Source organism: uncultured Chloroflexus sp., assembly GCF_937951745.1.
Lineage (GTDB): Bacteria > Chloroflexota > Chloroflexia > Chloroflexales > Chloroflexaceae > Chloroflexus.
This window is the reverse complement of sequence record NZ_CALFBQ010000035.1, coordinates 1-16,300: the sequence shown is the minus strand read 5'-3', so window position 1 is coordinate 16,300 and position 16,300 is coordinate 1. Positions and strand designations below refer to the sequence as shown.

The window sequence follows — 16,300 nt, the reverse complement described above, 5'->3', positions numbered from 1 at the left end:
ATGCGTTGCATCGTCCTTAGTGTCTGAAGATAAGCGAGCAAATCAATGGCTATCATTCTCAAATCTCCAGCGCAGATAGAACTCTTGCGTGCCGCCGGCCAACTGGTGCGGCAGACGTTCAACGTATTGCGTGAGCATATCCGACCCGGCGTGACCACGGCTGAACTCGATGCGATTGCTGAAGAGTTTATCCGTTCTCACGGGGCTGAGCCGGTGTACAAAGGGTACGTCCCTGCCGGACGGCGTAACTATATCCCACCCTTCCCCGGCACGATCTGCGCCTCGATTAACGATGTGATCTGCCACGGCATTCCCAGCAAGCGCGACCGCTTACGCCAAGGCGACATTGTCGGAATTGACATTGGCCTGCGCCTAAACGGCTGGATCGGCGACGCCTGCGAAACCTTTGCCGTCGGCGAGGTCGATGACGAGACGCAGCGGTTACTCGATGTCACGCGCCGCTGTCTCGAACTAGGTATCGAGCAGGCACGAGTAGGTAATCCGCTGCGCGCGATTGGAGCGGCGATCCAGCGTTACGCTGAAGCCAATGGTTTTTCAGTCGTGCGCGAGTATACCGGGCACGGGTTGGGCCGTAATTTGCACGAAGAGCCGACGATTTTGCATTACGATGATCCCAACCAGACGCGGAAGATTGTCGCAGGAATGGTCTTTACCATCGAGCCGATGATTAATGCCGGTACAGCAACGACCAAGATCGATCGGGACGGCTGGACGGTACGCACCGCCGATGGCAAGCGTTCGGCCCAGTTTGAGCATACGTTGGCAATCTCTGACGAGGGGCCAATCATTCTCACCGCGTAGCCTAAGGGATGTTCAACGTAAAGGCACGACGGTCGCAGAGCACGCAAAGGATCTTGTCGGCGGGGTAGAAGACCGCTTTGGATCGTTTCCAAACATCCTTGGCGGCTTTGCGTTCACCAACCTTTGCAGCTTTGCTCACGTTGCATCTCTACCAGAGGAGCGAATATGACTCCGGAAGAAGAATTGATCGCGGCCTTAGCGAACGATGACAAGGAGCGGGCGAAGACCATTGCCCGCGAATTACACGCGCGAGGGCTTGATATGAGCGCAATTGAGGCGGCCTTGGCGAAACAGCCGCACCTTGAAGAACAGCTCTGGGCTATCTTCAACGATGTCATCCCGATATCGCGGCGGGCATTGAAGCGGCGCGCGATCCGGGCGGCTGAAGAACGCGATTGGGGTGATTGGCAAGAAGGTCGTCGCCGCTAATCTCAATGCACGCGATACAGCACGATCGTCTGTGCGCCGCTTTCATCGCGCAGCATGATTTCGACTTGATCGGGCCGGACAATACCGCGTGAGAGGGGATCGTAGTTTGCAGCACCTTCAACGTAATAGTAGTAGATGCTACCCTCGTAGCGAAAACCGCGGATGTTGCTAGCCCGGATTGCTACACCCGGCTTTATTTCAATCAACGGGTCGAGGATCGCACCACTGAGCCGGCCCTTGATTTCATGGGTTAGCGGCGTTAAATCTGGTGTGGCAGCCAACGGGGTGCGTGATGGCGCAGCACTCAGCAACCAACCTAGCACGCTAACGAGCAAACACAGCTCGATGCCAACCATCAACAGAAAGAGGTTGAACCGCTGTGTGCCGAGAAACCGCTTGATTGTGATACGCTGCTCTGCGCTAACCGACACCATCGGCTTGATCATACCAATTCTCCAACGTAGTTGCTGCCAAATTGTCACCAGTGGCTGCGATGAAGAAGAGAGCGTAGGTATTGGTAGTTTAGCAAACTACTGTTACCAATGCCATAGGTCGCTGGTCATATTTCGCTGAGAAATATCAACGTATCTGAGAAGTTGTCGGCCGCAGGAGCCAAATCACCCTACCACTGAGAAACGCTGCAAGCGCAGATAAACACGGCGAGACACCACATTGCATTTACATTACGCTTACATACAACAGACGAACAGGTTCGGCAAAAAGTTTCAAGGAGTGACCATGCAGGTTTGGAACGTAGCTAGATTGCGCAACGGCATCGCCCTCCTTGGTGGTGCGATCAGCGGGTTGCTCATCGCGCGGCTCGTGCTCAAGGTGCTGGCGGCGCGACCTGATAGCCCTACAGTTTCGTGGCTCTACACCCTGACTGCACCGTTGGTTACGCCGCTGGCAATAATCGACCGCGATCAACCGCGCTTTGGCGCCGTGGTAGAGTTCGCGACGGTAGCCACTCTGATTGTGGTGATCAGCGTCACCGCACTGAGTTGGGTCTGGTTGGGAAGGAGACGGCAACCGTGACCGACCAACTCCTAACCATACTCTCTTGGCTTATCTTCTTCATGCTGATTGGCGTTACGCTGGCAGCGATCACGCTCTGGCTCATCTGGCAGCGCATCCGCAGCCTGAATGTCCCCCCTGATGCCGGCTTTTTCGAGACGATGCATTATCTACCGATCGCATTACCAATCGCACTCGACCTGCTCGACCTAGGGTTGGATGTACTGGCCGCTCCGATCAGTTGGGTACTCCTCGACCGGTTAGGATTGCGCGGGTTGCGTAACAAGGCTGTCGTTGAGGCGCTGATCCCGTTCACCCAGCCGATCCCGGTCTTTACCATCGGCTGGCTGATTGCCCGTTTGAGCGGATTAGGGAAAACAGTGCTCGAAGAGTCGTAACGTTGACAGGAAAGGCGTATGACACAGCAGATAACACTGGCGTTAGATTGGACACCAAATACCAACCATATTGGCTTTTACGTTGCTATCGGCAAGGGATGGTATCAGGCTGCCGGTCTTGAAGTTGTTCTACGTTCGCCGGAAGAAGACAACTACCAGACAACGCCAGCGGCAAAGGTGGTGCAAGGCACAGCCATGCTGGCAATTGCGCCGTCTGAAAGTGCGTTGAGCTATTACCTGCACCCAACGAAGCCGTCGCTAGTGGCGATTGCAGCGCTTGCGCAGCGTGACACTAGTGCGATAGTGACTTTGGCGAGCAGTGGTATCGACCGACCGGCGAAGTTGGATGGCCGCCGGTACGCTTCGTACAATGCCCGTTTCGAGCGCGCGATCGTGGCACAGATGATCCGCAACGATGGCGGCAAGGGCGAATTTGACGAAATCTTCCCGCCCAAACTCGGCATTTGGAACACCCTGCTCACCGGCAATGCTGATGCGACGTGGGTGTTTTTGCCGTGGGAAGGGGTACAAGCACGGCGGGCCGGCATTACACTCAATGCCTTTCGCCTCGACGACTACGGCATTCCTTACGGGTACACACCGGTGCTGCTGGCCCACCCGCTAGCAGTGCGGAAATACGCCGATAGCTTGCGCGCGTTCCTTGCTGCAACTGCTGAAGGGTACCGTTTTGCGGTCGAACATCCCACCGAGGCAGTGGAGCTGCTGATCGCGACGGCCAACCATCCTGATCTGTCGGATCCGGCGTTCGTCGCCGAGAGTTGGCACGAACTGGCGCCCGCGCTGCTGACTGACGATGGACGGTGGGGGGTGATGAAGAGTCAGCGCTGGTGGGCTTTTGTGGAGTGGATCGAGCGACGAGGGATGGTAGTTGATCGGCGAGGACAACCGATACCGTTGGCGCCAGATACCTACCGTGAACTGTTTACGAATGAGTTACTCATAGGGTAATACTGCTGAATGGTACGATGCAATCACCTTTGAAGGTGATTGCATCGGTCACGCTTATGCGGCTTGAAACCGTAACACAACGACGCCATTCCTATCAAGAAGGGAAAGAATTCCAGCGGTTAGTTCATACCGAGTTGCGTCCGACAATGCTTGGTGGAAGGCCATTTCTTGGGCAGTGACGGCATCATCGGCGCATGCCATCATCGTGCTGGTCACCTTGCTCACCGTGATAGTGGCACCGGCAACGCGGTACTGACCGCTAAAGCCATTACAGCCGGCAAAACCACTGACCCGATCGGTTGGGTTAAACTGGATCGTTACTGACTGACCAGCAGCGATCGGTGGTTGGCCAAGGATCTCGATCAGTTGCCATTGGCGATTGATCAGAGCTGATGGAGCAGCACTGCTACAGGCAACGAACAGAAACGCAACGAGCAGAACAATGATGGCACGGATGAACATCATACGTATCATTCCTTATTGCAATAGGGCCTTCATACCGCAAAGAAGACGGTATTCAGTGTAAGAAAGTTCCGGCATACCCCAGCGCCGCGCCGATGCACTCTGCGTTACAATATAGACGGATTACCGACGAAGGAAAGGTTGCGCTTGTATGATCATTTTGAACTATTCCCACCCCATTCTCGAAACTCAACGCGAACAGATTGTGGCCCTAACCGGACAAGCCATCGAACGAGTCATCGATATTAACAGCCAAATCGACCAACAACAACCACTCGGCCCACAGATCGTCGCGCTCGCCGATGCGGCCGGCTTATCAGCCGCGCAGTGGCAAAGCGAAGCCATCCTCGTCAATTTGCCGGCGCTGAATTTTAGCGCCGCCGCTCTCTTGGCAGAACTCCACGGACGGATGGGCTATTTTCCGCCGGTGCTGCGCTTACGGCCCGTAGCTGGCGCTCTGCCGCCGCGGTATGAAGTAGCTGAAATCCTTAATCTACAAGTATTGCGCGACGAAGCCCGCACTCGCCGCGCTCAGTAGAGCACTACGTATGATTGATCGCCTGATCTATCTCGATCACGCCGCCACGACACCACTCGATCAGCGAGTGCTAGCGGCGATGATGCCCTTCCTGACCGGTATGAGCGGCAACGCATCGAGCATTCACTATGTCGGACGTGCAGCGCTCCAAGCGCTTGATGATGCGCGTGAACAGGTGGCGCAAGTGCTTGGGTGTCAGCCGAAAGAGATTGTCTTTACCAGCGGCGGCAGCGAGAGTATCAATCTCGCGATCAAGGGTGTGGCAATGGCGTTGCGGGCGCAAGGAAAAACGCACCTGATCGGCAGTGCAATTGAGCATCACGCCGTACTACACGCGCTTGATTATCTGGTCGAGTACGAAGGATTTACCGTCACGTTACTACCAGTTGATCGTAGCGGACGGGTGAATCCCGCCGATCTCGCAACGGCAATCCGACCTGAAACGGCGCTCGTTTCGGTGATGTATGCCAACAACGAAACCGGCATTATCCAGCCAATTGCCGAGCTAGCCGCTATCTGCCGCGAACGAGGAGTGCTATTCCATACCGATGCAGTGCAAGCACCCGGTCAATTACCGCTTGACGTGCAAGCGCTCGGGGTCGATTTGCTTAGTCTCACGGCGCACAAGTTTTACGGGCCGCAAGGTGTCGGTGTATTGTACCTGCGCCGCGGCACACCGTTGGTACCACAGATCAACGGCGGCGCCCAAGAGCGACGGCGGCGCGCCGGCACTGAAAACGTTGCTGGGATCGTTGGATTGGCAAAGGCGCTCGAGATCGCTGAATGCGAGCGTGGAGATTATTTCACGCGGCTGCGCGCACTCAGCGACCGCTTGATCGACGGCGTGCTAACCCGAATTCCCCACTCGTGGCTCAACGGCGACCGGGTGTACCGCCTGCCGAGCATCGTTAATCTTGGCTTTGCTGGCATCGAAACCGAAAGCCTGCTGCTCTTGCTCGACCAGCGCGGCATCTGCGCCAGTTCAGGCAGCGCCTGCACCTCCGGCTCGCTCGAACCATCACACGTCTTGCTTGCCATGGGCCTCGCACCTCACGAAGCCAACGGCTCGATCCGCTTTTCGCTTGGACGACAGACAACCGAGGCGCAGATCGATACGCTGCTTGACGTTCTGCCCGATCTGGTCGGTCAACTGCGGACGTTGACGCCGTGTGGGTGACATTGGAGGGGGGACTGGTACACTGCTACGTCGGAGGTGCAGCGATGATCACAGAGGTAGCGGCTGAGAATTTCAAATCTTGGCGGGATACTGGGCCAATCCGAATGGCACCGATCACCGGTCTGTTCGGCCCCAACAGTTCTGGCAAGACAGCGATCCTTCAGCTCTTGCTGCTCCTCAAACAGACAGTCGAATCCTCCGATCAACAACAGGTATTGCAAACAGGTCATGAACACACCTATGTCAATCTAGGTACATTTTTCGATATCATTCACGCACATCGTATATCTAGCGGAATCACAATATCTATCGAATGGCACCCGATCCAAGAGGTGTACATCCCAGAACCCGATCAAACATCCCATCCACAGCGCTCGATCAAAAAATTGAACTTTTCAACTACTATACAAGACCTAAGAGACAGCATTACTGTTAAGCGGTTTACATATTCATTCTCTATTGGATCGCACCAGTACCAGTTTGGCATGGAGCAAGAAGCAGAGCAAAAGTACAACCTGCTTATTAAAGGATACGATCTCAAGCCTATTCACAACCGTTCTACTACCTTTCCTGCCCCGATAAAATGTTATGGCTTTCCCAGTGAGGTGTTTGCGTCCTATCAGAATGCCAACTTTCTAAAAGAGTTCGTGCTTGCATTTGAGAAGTTGGGCCAACATATCTGGTACCTTGGCCCACTACGCGAGTACCCCAAGCGCACTTACGTATGGAGTGGTCAACGGCCACAAGATGTTGGTCAGCGTGGCGAATTAGCTATTGCCGCATTGCTTGCAGCTCGGAAGAGTAAGGCGGAGCATTATTCAGGCGAAAGTCTTGAAGAAAAGGTAGCACAATGGCTAAAAGAGCTAGGTCTCGCACATCATTTTTCAATCCATCCTTTCCCCTATCCTCGCAACGAGATGTATGAAGTATCAGTCAAACTAACACCGGGCAGCCCCGATGTTCTGATAACTGATGTCGGTTTTGGTATTTCGCAGATTCTACCGGTGATCGTGTTATGCTACTACGCACCGAAAGGTGCAACCATCATTCTTGAACAGCCTGAAACGCATCTGCACCCCAGTGTGCAAGCGGGATTAGCCGATGTCTTAATTGATGCCATTCGTACTCGTCAGATTCAGATCATTCTCGAAAGCCACAGTGAACATCTCTTGCGCCGTCTTCAGCGCCGAATTGCTGAGGGAACATTAGACTCAAGTGAGGCAGCGCTCTATTTCTGTACCACCGATAAGTCAGGTATCTCACAGTTGCAACCGTTGCAGCTTGACCAGTACGGAAACATCACCAACTGGCCGGAAAACTTTTTTGGCGATGAGTTTGGCGACATTGCGGCAATGCAGGAAGCTATGCTGACACGACAACTAGGTAGTGCATGAGACAGCAAACTGTCATTGTTGATGTGAACGTTGCCATCACAGCAAACGGCAGGGCTGCACAGGCAAGTCAAGCGTGCCAATTGGCTTGTATTACCAGATTACGGCTCATTCAAGCAAAACAGCGGGTTGCCCTTGATACGTTACAGTCCATATTGCAAGAATATCGCAGGCACCTGTCGGCGAGAGGTCAGCCCGGTGTCGGCGACGCCTTTTTTAAGTGGCTTTGGAGTAACGCTTTCAACCCTGAGATATGCACCATCGTTTCGATCACACCGAGCAATAACGGTCGCGAATTCGCCGAATTCCCCGATGACCCGGATCTTGCCCAATTTGATCGGTCAGATCACAAGTATGTGGCAGTAGCTATTGCGCATCCCGATCATCCACCGATAATCAATGCAGTAGATAGTGACTGGGTAAGGTATCAAGCAGCGCTTGCTACCCATCACGTAACAATCGAGAATATTTGCAACGGGCAACAATTTGCTGCCGATGTCTGAGGCAAAGGAAGGATTAACGTGTTCCCATCCATCACCATCACCGGCGAGCCGTTTGAGCGTGGTCGGCAGTACGGCGCTGTCACTGCTGCACAGATTCGGCATAGCATTGCCAGCTATGCCCGCCTGTTTGCCTACCGTCGCGGGTTAGATTGGGAGGCGGCCCAAAGTGAGGCGTTGGCTTACGAACCACTTCTGCGCGAGCATGCCCCTGATCTGCTCGACGAGATGCGCGGCATTGCCGTCGGTGCCGGGCGTACCCTCGCTGAAATTATTGCCCTCAATGTACGCACCGAGTTGCTGGCCGGGGTGGGGGTCGGGGTGCATCATCCTGCTGCGGCAGCAGCACTCGCCCGTAATCGGGCTGCTGGCGTGCCGCAACACATTGAACAACCGGCGATGACACGCGACGCAGCCGGGGATGACGGCGAATGTACGACTGCCGCTGCTGCACCGCCGGCTACTGCGAACGGCGGGGTATGGCTGGCACAGACGTGGGATTGGCAGGGTGATCAGCGGGCGGCGTGCATACTGTTGCGAATCATCAGCCCCGATCAGCCGCCGATCTTGACCTTGACCGAAGCAGGGATGGTGGCGAAGATCGGGTTGAATGGAGCCGGCGTTGCGGTGGGCTTGAATCTGTTGCGTTCGCGGGCCGACGGCCAGCGGCAGGGGATGCCAGTGCATGTGTTGTTGCGCCAGATGTTGCAAACGACCAGTGTCGCGGCGGCCCGCCAACTAGCCGAGCACATTCCGGCTAGCGGTTCGTCGTGCATTACACTGGCCGGCGCCGGCGGCGAACTGTTGGCGCTGGAAATCACCCCAGAGGGAGTCGCTGAGATACTGGCACGCGCAGGGCTACTGGCCCATGCCAATCACTGTCTCGATGCCGGTACAGCGGCTGGCGAGTGCGCCTTAGAGCCAACGTCTACAAGTCGCGAGCGATATGGACGGGCATGGGAACTGCTACAGGCTGCGGCTGGTCAGATAGATCGCACGGTGTTAGAGAACATTCTGCGCGACCACGAGGGTGCGCCGCGCTGTATCTGCCGCCATCCCGATCCGCGAATTGCGGCGGTTGACCGCACCGAGAGTGTGTGTGGCGTGATTATCGATCTGGCGGCGCAGACGATGCACGTCGCGGCGCATGTGCCGTGTACAACGCCGTTCGTGCCGGTACCAATCTAAAAGCGCAGCGGGGGCAGAGGGTTTTAACGCAAAGGCGCGAAGGACGCAGAGATTTTTGGATGGGGTATGAGTAGGGTTGAGGTTGTGACCAAGTTTTCTTTGCGTTCTTTGCAGTTTTAGGCCTATTCACATCTTTTGTTTAATGCAAAGATACGAAGAACGCGGTGGACATTCAGAAACGACACCAAACATCGTAACACTTCCCACATAAAAAACCTTTGCGTCCTCTGCGATCATTGCGCCTTTGCGTTTATGAAAACGGACAGCCGTCCATCTCTACATTACCCGCGGCGGCCAAATTGTCGTTCGAGCTGCGATGGTGTCATCAGGATCATGGTCGGGCGGCCGTGAGGGCAGGTACGCGGGCTAACGCACTGTTCGAGCTGGCGGATCAGTTGGCGCATCTCCTCGTGTGAGAGCGGCTGACCGGCGCGCACCGAGGTATGGCAGGCGAGCGTGATCAGCATTGCCTCGCGCCACTCGAGTGGACTGCTGCCGCCGCGTCCGGCCAGCCGCTCAGCCATCTCGTGCAACGCCTGCGCCAATTCGTCGAGCGGGAGGGTGGCCGGCATCGCGCGCACCAGCACGCCAGTGCCCCATGACTCAAGCACGAATCCCCACTCGGTCAGCTTCTCGGCATTGCCCAACAGCAGTGCGCTAGCTTCCGGGCTTAACTCAACCGCCTGTGGCATCAGTAACTGCTGCGACTCGACTGCCCGCTGGGCGTATTGGTTCATCAGCTTCTCATAAGTAATCCGCTCGTGGGCGGCGTGCTGGTCAATCAGATACATCCCTTCCGGCGCTTCAGCGACGATATAGGTCAAGCCAACCTGCCCCACCACCCGCAGCGGCGGCAGCGATGAGGGTGAGGGGGCTGGTACTGGGGCAGGCTCAGCCGTTGGCGGCGCAATCGGCACAGACGATTCAGGCGCAACCGGCGTATCGGACGGCGGCAGCGGCAATGGCGTCGTCAGATGTGCCGCCGGCGAACCGGCATCCCAGCGCGAACGAGCGCGATCCCACGCCGCTGCACCCACTCCCCACGCCGATGGTGGCGGCAACGGCGGCTCTTGGCCGAGCCGGCGCAACTCGAACCGGCGCTGGGCCGTCGCCGGATCGGGCGCATCCCAGACCGGAACATCGGCCCCGCTGATCAACGCATCGCGGATAGCGCGGCCCAGTACGCTGTGAACATGAGCGGCATAGCGAAACTTTACCTCACTTTTCGTGGGATGAACATTCACGTCAATCGCGGCTGGATGCACGCGCAGGTCGATAATTGCAATAGGAAAACGTCCCTTCATCAACATCGTATGGTAGGCATTCTCGACCACAGCCGCCAGTGCGCCACGCGGCTGCAACGCACGCCGGTTGGCGAAGAGCGCGAGATAACTGCGCGAACTACGGGTCAGTTCGGGCGGCGAGATCAAGCCACGCACTGACACCCACAACTCATCGGCACCGGCTTCAGCCTGCACCGGCAGCAAAGATCGTCCCACTTCAAGACCGTACAACTCCACTGCTACTGCGCGCAGATCGCCATCACCGGCGGTTTGGAACATCACCCGGCCATCAACCACGAGGCTAAAGCTCACTTCAGGGTAGGCAAGGGCGTACTGCTGAACAATCGCGCTAATCGCGCCAGTTTCGGTCGCCTCAGAACGGAGGTACTCGCGGCGCACGGGGGTGTTGTAAAAGAGATTGCGCACCGTGATCGTCGTGCCCACCGGACAACCGCAGGGCAAACGCGATTGCACCTCACCGCCGGCAATGCGCAGCTCAACTCCCACCTCGGCCTCGGCCACGCGGGTGATGCAGATCACCTGTGCCACGCTGGCGATGCTGGGCAAGGCTTCGCCGCGAAAACCCAGCGTGCGAATCGCCCACAAATCCTCGGCAGATTGGAGCTTACTGGTGGCATGGCGGGCAAACGCCAACTCCACTTCATCGGCCGGAATGCCGCAGCCGTCATCTTGCACTCGAATCTCACGCAACCCACCACCGCGCACCTCAACCACGATCCGGCGCGCGCCGGCATCGAGCGCGTTCTCGACCAGCTCCTTCACCACCGACGCCGGGCGTTCGACCACTTCGCCGGCGGCGATTTGAGCAGCAATGGTTTCATCGAGCAAACGGATGGGCATAGGCATCGCCCCGTCATGGCGTACTCGTTGGCAATGGCGTCGCCGTATTCACCACCGTTGCGGTCACCACAATCGTCGGCGAACTCAACAACGGCGGCGGGGTACGCCGATCGGTCAGCGTAACAAACAAGCTCAAGCCAATTAACATTACGAGCATAAGGATCGACAGGGTCAGACCAACCCGTGACAGCGGCTTGGCTGCCGGCGGCGCAGCCACGGTTGGCGCTGGTGAGGCCGCGACTGCGACAGGAGCGCTCTCTCTGACAGTTGGGTCGAGGCCATCAACCTGCGCGATCACCACGGTAATATTATCCGGCCCGCCGCGCGCATTCGCTTCATCTACCAACCGGCGCGTCGCCACATCGAGCGGATGCATGCTGGCGATCGCGGCGATTTCGTCATCGGTCAGTAAGCCATGCATCCCATCGGTTGAGAGCACAATGGTATCGCCGGGCAAGAGCGGCTCACGGAAGAGATCGACCTCAACGTGCCCCAGATGGCCGATGGCGCGGGTGATAATGTTGCGGATGGTGGAAGCACGAGCCTCTTCAGCGGTCAGAAGGCCAGCAGCTACCTGATCGCCGATCAATGAGTGATCTTGGGTAATTTGACGGATCTGGCCTTCACGCACGAGGTAGGCCCGGCTGTCGCCGACGTTAGCTACATAGAGCGTATTGTGCCAAAAGAAGGCAGCGACAGCGGTGGTGCCCATACTGCCACGCCCTTCGTCGTACACGCGCTGGTTAGCGGTAACAAAGGCGTGACGCAAGCCTGCCGCTGGATCATCGCCGGGTTGGAAGGTAGTGATGATCGTCTCGACCGCCAGCTTGCTCGCGACTTCGCCAGCTAGGTGTCCACCCATTCCATCACAAACGACAAGCAGCGTTCCCTGCCCCACCTCCGCGCTGCCATACGCATCCTGATTAATCTCGCGCCGCTTGCCGGTATCTGTCCGGGCACTGTACCGCACGCGCATAGGCGATCCTGTTGCCTGTTTGTCGAATTGTCAGCAGTATACCATAACGCGAACCTGTAAGACGCAGAGGCGCAAAGCAGATGAACGTTGGAGGGGCGCCCAACCGAGCGCCCGGCGTTGGAGACGCCCGGCAGGCCACCCAACACCTACCCCCTCTACACCCTCGGTGGATCGGTGTAAGAATTTATGGTACCATTACAAGACCGAATGCTTGATTAAGCAAGGATTTGTGCGATGCCAACGATCGATTTCACCCGCTACTACCGCCCACACGAAGTCGAAGCCGCATTGAAAGCATGGGCCGAAGCATACCCGCAGCTCTGTGCGCTGCGCAGCATTGGTACGAGCTATGAAGGCCGTCCAATCTGGTTAATGATCCTCACCAATCAAGCTACCGGCCCCGATCACGAGAAGCCAGCATTCTGGCTTGATGCCAACATCCACGCGACCGAAGTCACCGGCTGTATGGGAGCGTTGCACGTCATCCAGACCGCGTTGGAGCAATACGGACGCGATCCCAACCTTACCGTGCTGCTCGACGAGCGCGCGCTCTACATTGTACCCTGCCTCAATCCCGACGGCATGGAACAAGCGCTGACTTCACCGGTCTATGTGCGGTCAGGTACCCGCCGCTATCCTTTCACCGACGATCGTGACGGGTTGTACCCTGCCGACATCGACGGCGACGGCTTGATCTTGCAAATGCGCATAGTTGACCCTGACGGCGGCTGGAAAGTAAGCGAGCGCGATCCGCGCCTGCTGCGTCCGCGCGCGCCTGATGAGCGTGGTGGTACGTACTACCGGGTTTACACCGAGGGGTATATTCGCAACTACAACGGCTACGAAGTCAAGATTGCCCCGCCAACTCAAGGGCTTGACTTCAACCGCAACTTTCCGTACATCTGGGCGCCGGAGGGAGTACAGCGCGGCGCCGGCCCCTACCCAACCTCCGAACCAGAGATTCGAGCAGCGGTCGAGTTTCTCACGTCGCACCTCAATGTCAGTACCGCCATCTCGTACCATACCTATTCGGGTGCTATTTTGCGGCCCTACTCTGATAAACCTGACGATCAGATGCCGATTGACGATCTTTGGACCTACAAAGAGCTAGGCCGGCGCGGCGAGGAGATCACTGGCTATAAGTATGTTTCAGTCTATCACGGCTTCCGTTACCACCCGCGTGAGGTCATGCGCGGCGCATTTGACGACTGGGCCTACGAACAGCTCGGTATCTACGCCTTTACGGTAGAATTGTGGGACATGATCGGCGAGGCGGGCATCAAAGAGCGCGACTTTATTGAGTGGTTCCGCGACCATCCCGAAGAGGACGATCTGAAACTACTGCGCTGGAACGACGAGCAACTCGGTGGGACCGGCTTTGTCAACTGGCGGCCCTTTGAGCACCCTCAACTCGGGCCAGTCGAGATTGGAGGTTGGATCGAACGACGCACCTTTGGCAACCCGCCAGAGAAGTTCTTGCTGCGCACCCTCGAACCGAACACGCGCTTCGTGTTGGCCCTTGCTCAAACCGGGCCGCGCCTCGAGCTACGCCACGTGCAGGCCGAACCGCTCGGCGACGACCTCTATCGCTTGCAAGCAGTGGTCGCCAACAGCGGCTACCTACCAACGTATGGCAGCCGAAAAGCGCAAGAAGTCAAAGCTGTGCAACCGATCGAGGTCGAAGTGAGCCTACCGGAGGGTGGCGCGATTATCAGCGGCGAACAACGGCAAGAAATCGGTCAGCTCGAAGGGCGGGCGAACAAGCGCGTCTTGTGGGGAGGTAGTTTCCCCACCGATCACCTGCGACGCCTAACGTGGACGATCCGCGCCCCAGCGGGGAGCAGCATCACCGTCACTGCTCGTTCGCAGCGGGCCGGTGTTGCGCGGACAACCGTAATTGTGGGGTCGTAAGTGCATAGGACAGCGGCGCGGCCGAGTACCGCGCCGCTGGTTCATCAGTTACCGGTTGATTGCCGGCACAAACACCCGGAACACACTTGCAATCCGATATGAGGCCACATAACTGGCCAGCGGATTGTTACCGGCATTGGTAAATCCGCCGCCCACATACACCTCGCCATCGGGAGCAACAGCCAGTGCGAGGACACTATCATTCAGCGCGCCATCGCCGCTGCCATTGCTGCCCAGCCCGCTCCACTGCCCCGTCGCCGGGTTCCACACCGCCACATAATCAGCGGTATTGATTCCGGCAACATCAGTAAACATTCCGCCCACGTAGACTTTATCAGCGGTAGCGAGCACCGTATGCACAAAAGAGACCACTGCGCCATCGCCGCTGCCATTGCTGCCCAGCGCCGACCAGTTGGTTCCATCCCAACGTGCGATATGATCAGCTTCGGCGATACCGGCTGCATCCGTAAAATTGCCGCCAATGTACAGATAGCTTCCCTGCGCCACAATTGCATTCACCGCGCCATTGAGCGCGCCATCGCCGCTGCCATTGCTGCCCAGCGCCGACCAGTTGGTTCCATCCCAACGTGCGATATAATCAGCTTCGGCGATACCGGCTGCATTTGTAAACCCCCCCCTACATACAAGTGACCATTCTCATCAATGTAAAGCTCTCCAACATAATCGTTCAAAGCGCTACTACTGCCCAACGCCGACCAGTTGGTTCCATCCCAACGTGCGATATAATCAGCTTCGGCGATACCGGCTGCATTTGTAAACCGGCCCCCTACATACAAGTGACCATTCTCATCAATGTAAAGCGCTTCAACATAGCCGTTCAAGGCGCTATCACTGCCCAGCGCCGACCATTGCTGCGTCACCGGATTCCACATCACCAGATAGTCAGCGGCAGGAATGCCGGCTGCATTCTGAAACGTGCCGCCGATATAGAGATTGCCATTCCCGTCAAAGACAATCGACGTCACAACCGATGAAATCGCCGCTATCGTCCGCTGCCCCAAATGCTCCCACTCCGCCGAGCTCGCCTGCGTCGCCGGACGGAACAGTGGCCCGCGGGTCGGGTCAAGGTTCACATCCCACCCCCTGAGGTCAAGCGCGCCGGCGGCGAGGCCATCGGTGCGCAGCGTGCCATCAGCAGTCAGTAACGGCGCCACCGGCAGCATGGCGGCAGCGACCGGCATCGCAGCCGGCGTCGCGACAACCGCGCCGGCCAATACCAGCGTCAAAATGGTGAGCAGTGTGACATAACGAAAGAAGGTTGGCATGGTGATGACTCCTGTGATCATGTACAGTAGCCGGCAACTGCTGACGCACAGCGATGCGGCTATGCACTCATAGCCGCGTGGAGGTACGTCAATATAACCCTACACTCCCCGTAGGATCAGTGGATAAGATCGCGCACTACTATGAAACCGTTAATTTCCATACTCTTTCGTAAAATCGGCGGATGCGATTGCACAATCTTAAAAACTGGTTGATCTCCATAGAAACAGACCAGTCACCATCTTTAAACAGAAGCTCATTCCCAATAATCCGAAACGAGCCAGTTCTGATAGCGTTACGTAAGTGATGAACAGTGCTTGAGCGGAAGAAGTCACGGAATGGTTCGAGAACAGGGCTGACAGGCAATTCAGTGAGTTCCTTCTCTAAAGCTTCCTCATGCATCAACACGAACGCAGCATAAGCTGCCATTGCAACTACAGCTTTGTCTTTTATGAATTTGGCCAGAGTTGCTTGAAGAGGTCTAAGACTATCGAATTGGTCATAGTTAAGCTCGTCAACATCGATAACCATCAAAAACAAGCTAAAACCCAGATCCATTTTTTCTTTATCATTAATAGACAATTGATCCTTAAGTGGATAGAGCGCTTGCTCTATCTGATCAGGTGTAGTATCTGTCTTTAGAAACGCAGTAAGTACCGGATCCATAGTTTCACCTCCACAAGCTTGTTACAAAAGACCGCAGCGAACACCGTTTGGTTTAACGCTACTACTCGCCCTGAAAAAAACACACCGATAGTTTTCATTTTACCTCACCCCATTACCACAGTATTACCAGAATGTCTAATAGTGTATACATCACGATCTTTGGTTAGGTACTCACCTTACGCAGTTTTGAGTAAACTTGAAGCATGAAAAACAGTAAACTCCTTGACCTGTACAGCGATTATCTGATTAGCGCCTTCGGGCAAACTACCGCGACTGGCTTGTCTTCTCTCTTGAACGGAGAAGTCAGTCATGATCAAGTCCAACGCTTTCTGACGAGCGAAGCACAAACATCAGCCGATTTGTAGCGGGTTGTCAAGCCGCACGTTCGTGAGAGGGAAAGCGAAGAAGGCGTCATGATCGTGGACGACAGT

General features: G+C 56.4%; 18 protein-coding genes. 11 read left to right on the top strand and 7 right to left on the bottom strand.

The window, feature by feature from the left end; genetic code table 11:
• Window positions 1-45 precede the first annotated feature (45 nt).
• The gene (gene map, locus Q1A59_RS09340; RefSeq protein WP_298401676.1) at window positions 46-822 is read left to right on the top strand and encodes a type I methionyl aminopeptidase; all 777 of its coding nucleotides are present in this window, start codon (window positions 46-48) and stop codon (window positions 820-822) included.
• 165 nt (window positions 823-987) lie between these two features.
• Window positions 988-1,251, top strand: a complete 264-nt coding sequence (locus tag Q1A59_RS09335; RefSeq protein ID WP_298401674.1) for a hypothetical protein — start codon at window positions 988-990, stop codon at window positions 1,249-1,251.
• 2 nt (window positions 1,252-1,253) lie between these two features.
• Here the strand turns inward: Q1A59_RS09335 and Q1A59_RS09330 are convergent, their stop codons facing one another.
• Window positions 1,254-1,697, bottom strand: a complete 444-nt coding sequence (locus Q1A59_RS09330) for a hypothetical protein (RefSeq protein ID WP_298401672.1) — start codon at window positions 1,695-1,697, stop codon at window positions 1,254-1,256.
• Between the two features lie 292 nt (window positions 1,698-1,989).
• On the opposite strand from Q1A59_RS09330, the gene Q1A59_RS09325 reads away from it, so the two are divergent.
• From Q1A59_RS09325 to Q1A59_RS09315, 3 genes are read left to right on the top strand one after another with little or no spacing between them, the layout of a single operon-like run.
• A complete protein-coding gene (locus Q1A59_RS09325; RefSeq protein ID WP_298401670.1) occupies window positions 1,990-2,286 on the top strand; it encodes a YggT family protein in 297 nt (98 codons plus the stop codon).
• Complete coding sequence (locus tag Q1A59_RS09320) at window positions 2,283-2,663, top strand: hypothetical protein (protein ID WP_298401668.1); 381 nt, start codon at window positions 2,283-2,285, stop codon at window positions 2,661-2,663. Before Q1A59_RS09325 ends, Q1A59_RS09320 begins: the two co-directional genes overlap by 4 nt.
• 18 nt (window positions 2,664-2,681) lie before the next feature.
• A complete protein-coding gene (locus tag Q1A59_RS09315; protein WP_298482919.1) occupies window positions 2,682-3,632 on the top strand; it encodes an ABC transporter substrate-binding protein in 951 nt (316 codons plus the stop codon).
• A 54-nt stretch (window positions 3,633-3,686) separates the two neighbouring features.
• On the opposite strand, the gene Q1A59_RS09310 is transcribed toward Q1A59_RS09315, so the two are convergent.
• Complete coding sequence (locus tag Q1A59_RS09310) at window positions 3,687-4,097, bottom strand: META domain-containing protein (protein WP_299644897.1); 411 nt, start codon at window positions 4,095-4,097, stop codon at window positions 3,687-3,689.
• A gap of 148 nt (window positions 4,098-4,245) precedes the next feature.
• Between Q1A59_RS09310 and csx15 the strand changes: the two genes are divergently transcribed.
• From csx15 to Q1A59_RS09285, 5 genes are read left to right on the top strand one after another with little or no spacing between them, the layout of a single operon-like run.
• Complete coding sequence (csx15, locus tag Q1A59_RS09305) at window positions 4,246-4,632, top strand: CRISPR-associated protein Csx15 (RefSeq protein WP_298401661.1); 387 nt, start codon at window positions 4,246-4,248, stop codon at window positions 4,630-4,632.
• A 10-nt stretch (window positions 4,633-4,642) separates the two neighbouring features.
• A complete protein-coding gene (locus Q1A59_RS09300) occupies window positions 4,643-5,809 on the top strand; it encodes a cysteine desulfurase family protein (RefSeq protein ID WP_298401659.1) in 1,167 nt (388 codons plus the stop codon).
• Between the two features lie 44 nt (window positions 5,810-5,853).
• Entirely contained in the window at window positions 5,854-7,203 is a 1,350-nt protein-coding gene (locus Q1A59_RS09295; protein WP_298490626.1) for a DUF3696 domain-containing protein, read from the top strand.
• On the top strand, window positions 7,200-7,703 hold the full coding sequence (locus Q1A59_RS09290; protein ID WP_299644896.1) for a hypothetical protein: 504 nt from the start codon (window positions 7,200-7,202) through the stop codon (window positions 7,701-7,703). Before Q1A59_RS09295 ends, Q1A59_RS09290 begins: the two co-directional genes overlap by 4 nt.
• Window positions 7,704-7,721: 18 nt before the next feature.
• Complete coding sequence (locus Q1A59_RS09285; protein WP_299644895.1) at window positions 7,722-8,888, top strand: C45 family peptidase; 1,167 nt, start codon at window positions 7,722-7,724, stop codon at window positions 8,886-8,888.
• 281 nt (window positions 8,889-9,169) lie between these two features.
• Here the strand turns inward: Q1A59_RS09285 and mutL are convergent, their stop codons facing one another.
• Together mutL and Q1A59_RS09275 are read right to left on the bottom strand one after the other, a co-directional pair.
• The gene (gene mutL / locus Q1A59_RS09280) at window positions 9,170-11,032 is read right to left on the bottom strand and encodes a DNA mismatch repair endonuclease MutL (RefSeq protein WP_299644894.1); all 1,863 of its coding nucleotides are present in this window, start codon (window positions 11,030-11,032) and stop codon (window positions 9,170-9,172) included.
• A 13-nt stretch (window positions 11,033-11,045) separates the two neighbouring features.
• A complete protein-coding gene (locus Q1A59_RS09275; RefSeq protein ID WP_298401648.1) occupies window positions 11,046-12,008 on the bottom strand; it encodes a PP2C family serine/threonine-protein phosphatase in 963 nt (320 codons plus the stop codon).
• 234 nt (window positions 12,009-12,242) lie between these two features.
• Between Q1A59_RS09275 and Q1A59_RS09270 the strand changes: the two genes are divergently transcribed.
• Complete coding sequence (locus tag Q1A59_RS09270; RefSeq protein ID WP_298401646.1) at window positions 12,243-13,919, top strand: M14 family metallopeptidase; 1,677 nt, start codon at window positions 12,243-12,245, stop codon at window positions 13,917-13,919.
• A gap of 48 nt (window positions 13,920-13,967) precedes the next feature.
• Here the strand turns inward: Q1A59_RS09270 and Q1A59_RS09265 are convergent, their stop codons facing one another.
• The 3 genes from Q1A59_RS09265 to Q1A59_RS09255 all read right to left on the bottom strand — a co-directional run bounded on the left by Q1A59_RS09265 (window position 13,968) and on the right by Q1A59_RS09255 (window position 15,869).
• A complete protein-coding gene (locus Q1A59_RS09265; protein ID WP_299644893.1) occupies window positions 13,968-14,426 on the bottom strand; it encodes a hypothetical protein in 459 nt (152 codons plus the stop codon).
• A gap of 8 nt (window positions 14,427-14,434) precedes the next feature.
• Window positions 14,435-15,205, bottom strand: coding sequence for a hypothetical protein (locus Q1A59_RS09260; RefSeq protein ID WP_299644892.1), 771 nt, complete (start codon window positions 15,203-15,205; stop codon window positions 14,435-14,437).
• A gap of 139 nt (window positions 15,206-15,344) precedes the next feature.
• Entirely contained in the window at window positions 15,345-15,869 is a 525-nt protein-coding gene (locus tag Q1A59_RS09255; RefSeq protein WP_299644891.1) for a hypothetical protein, read from the bottom strand.
• Window positions 15,870-16,300: the final 431 nt, after the last annotated feature.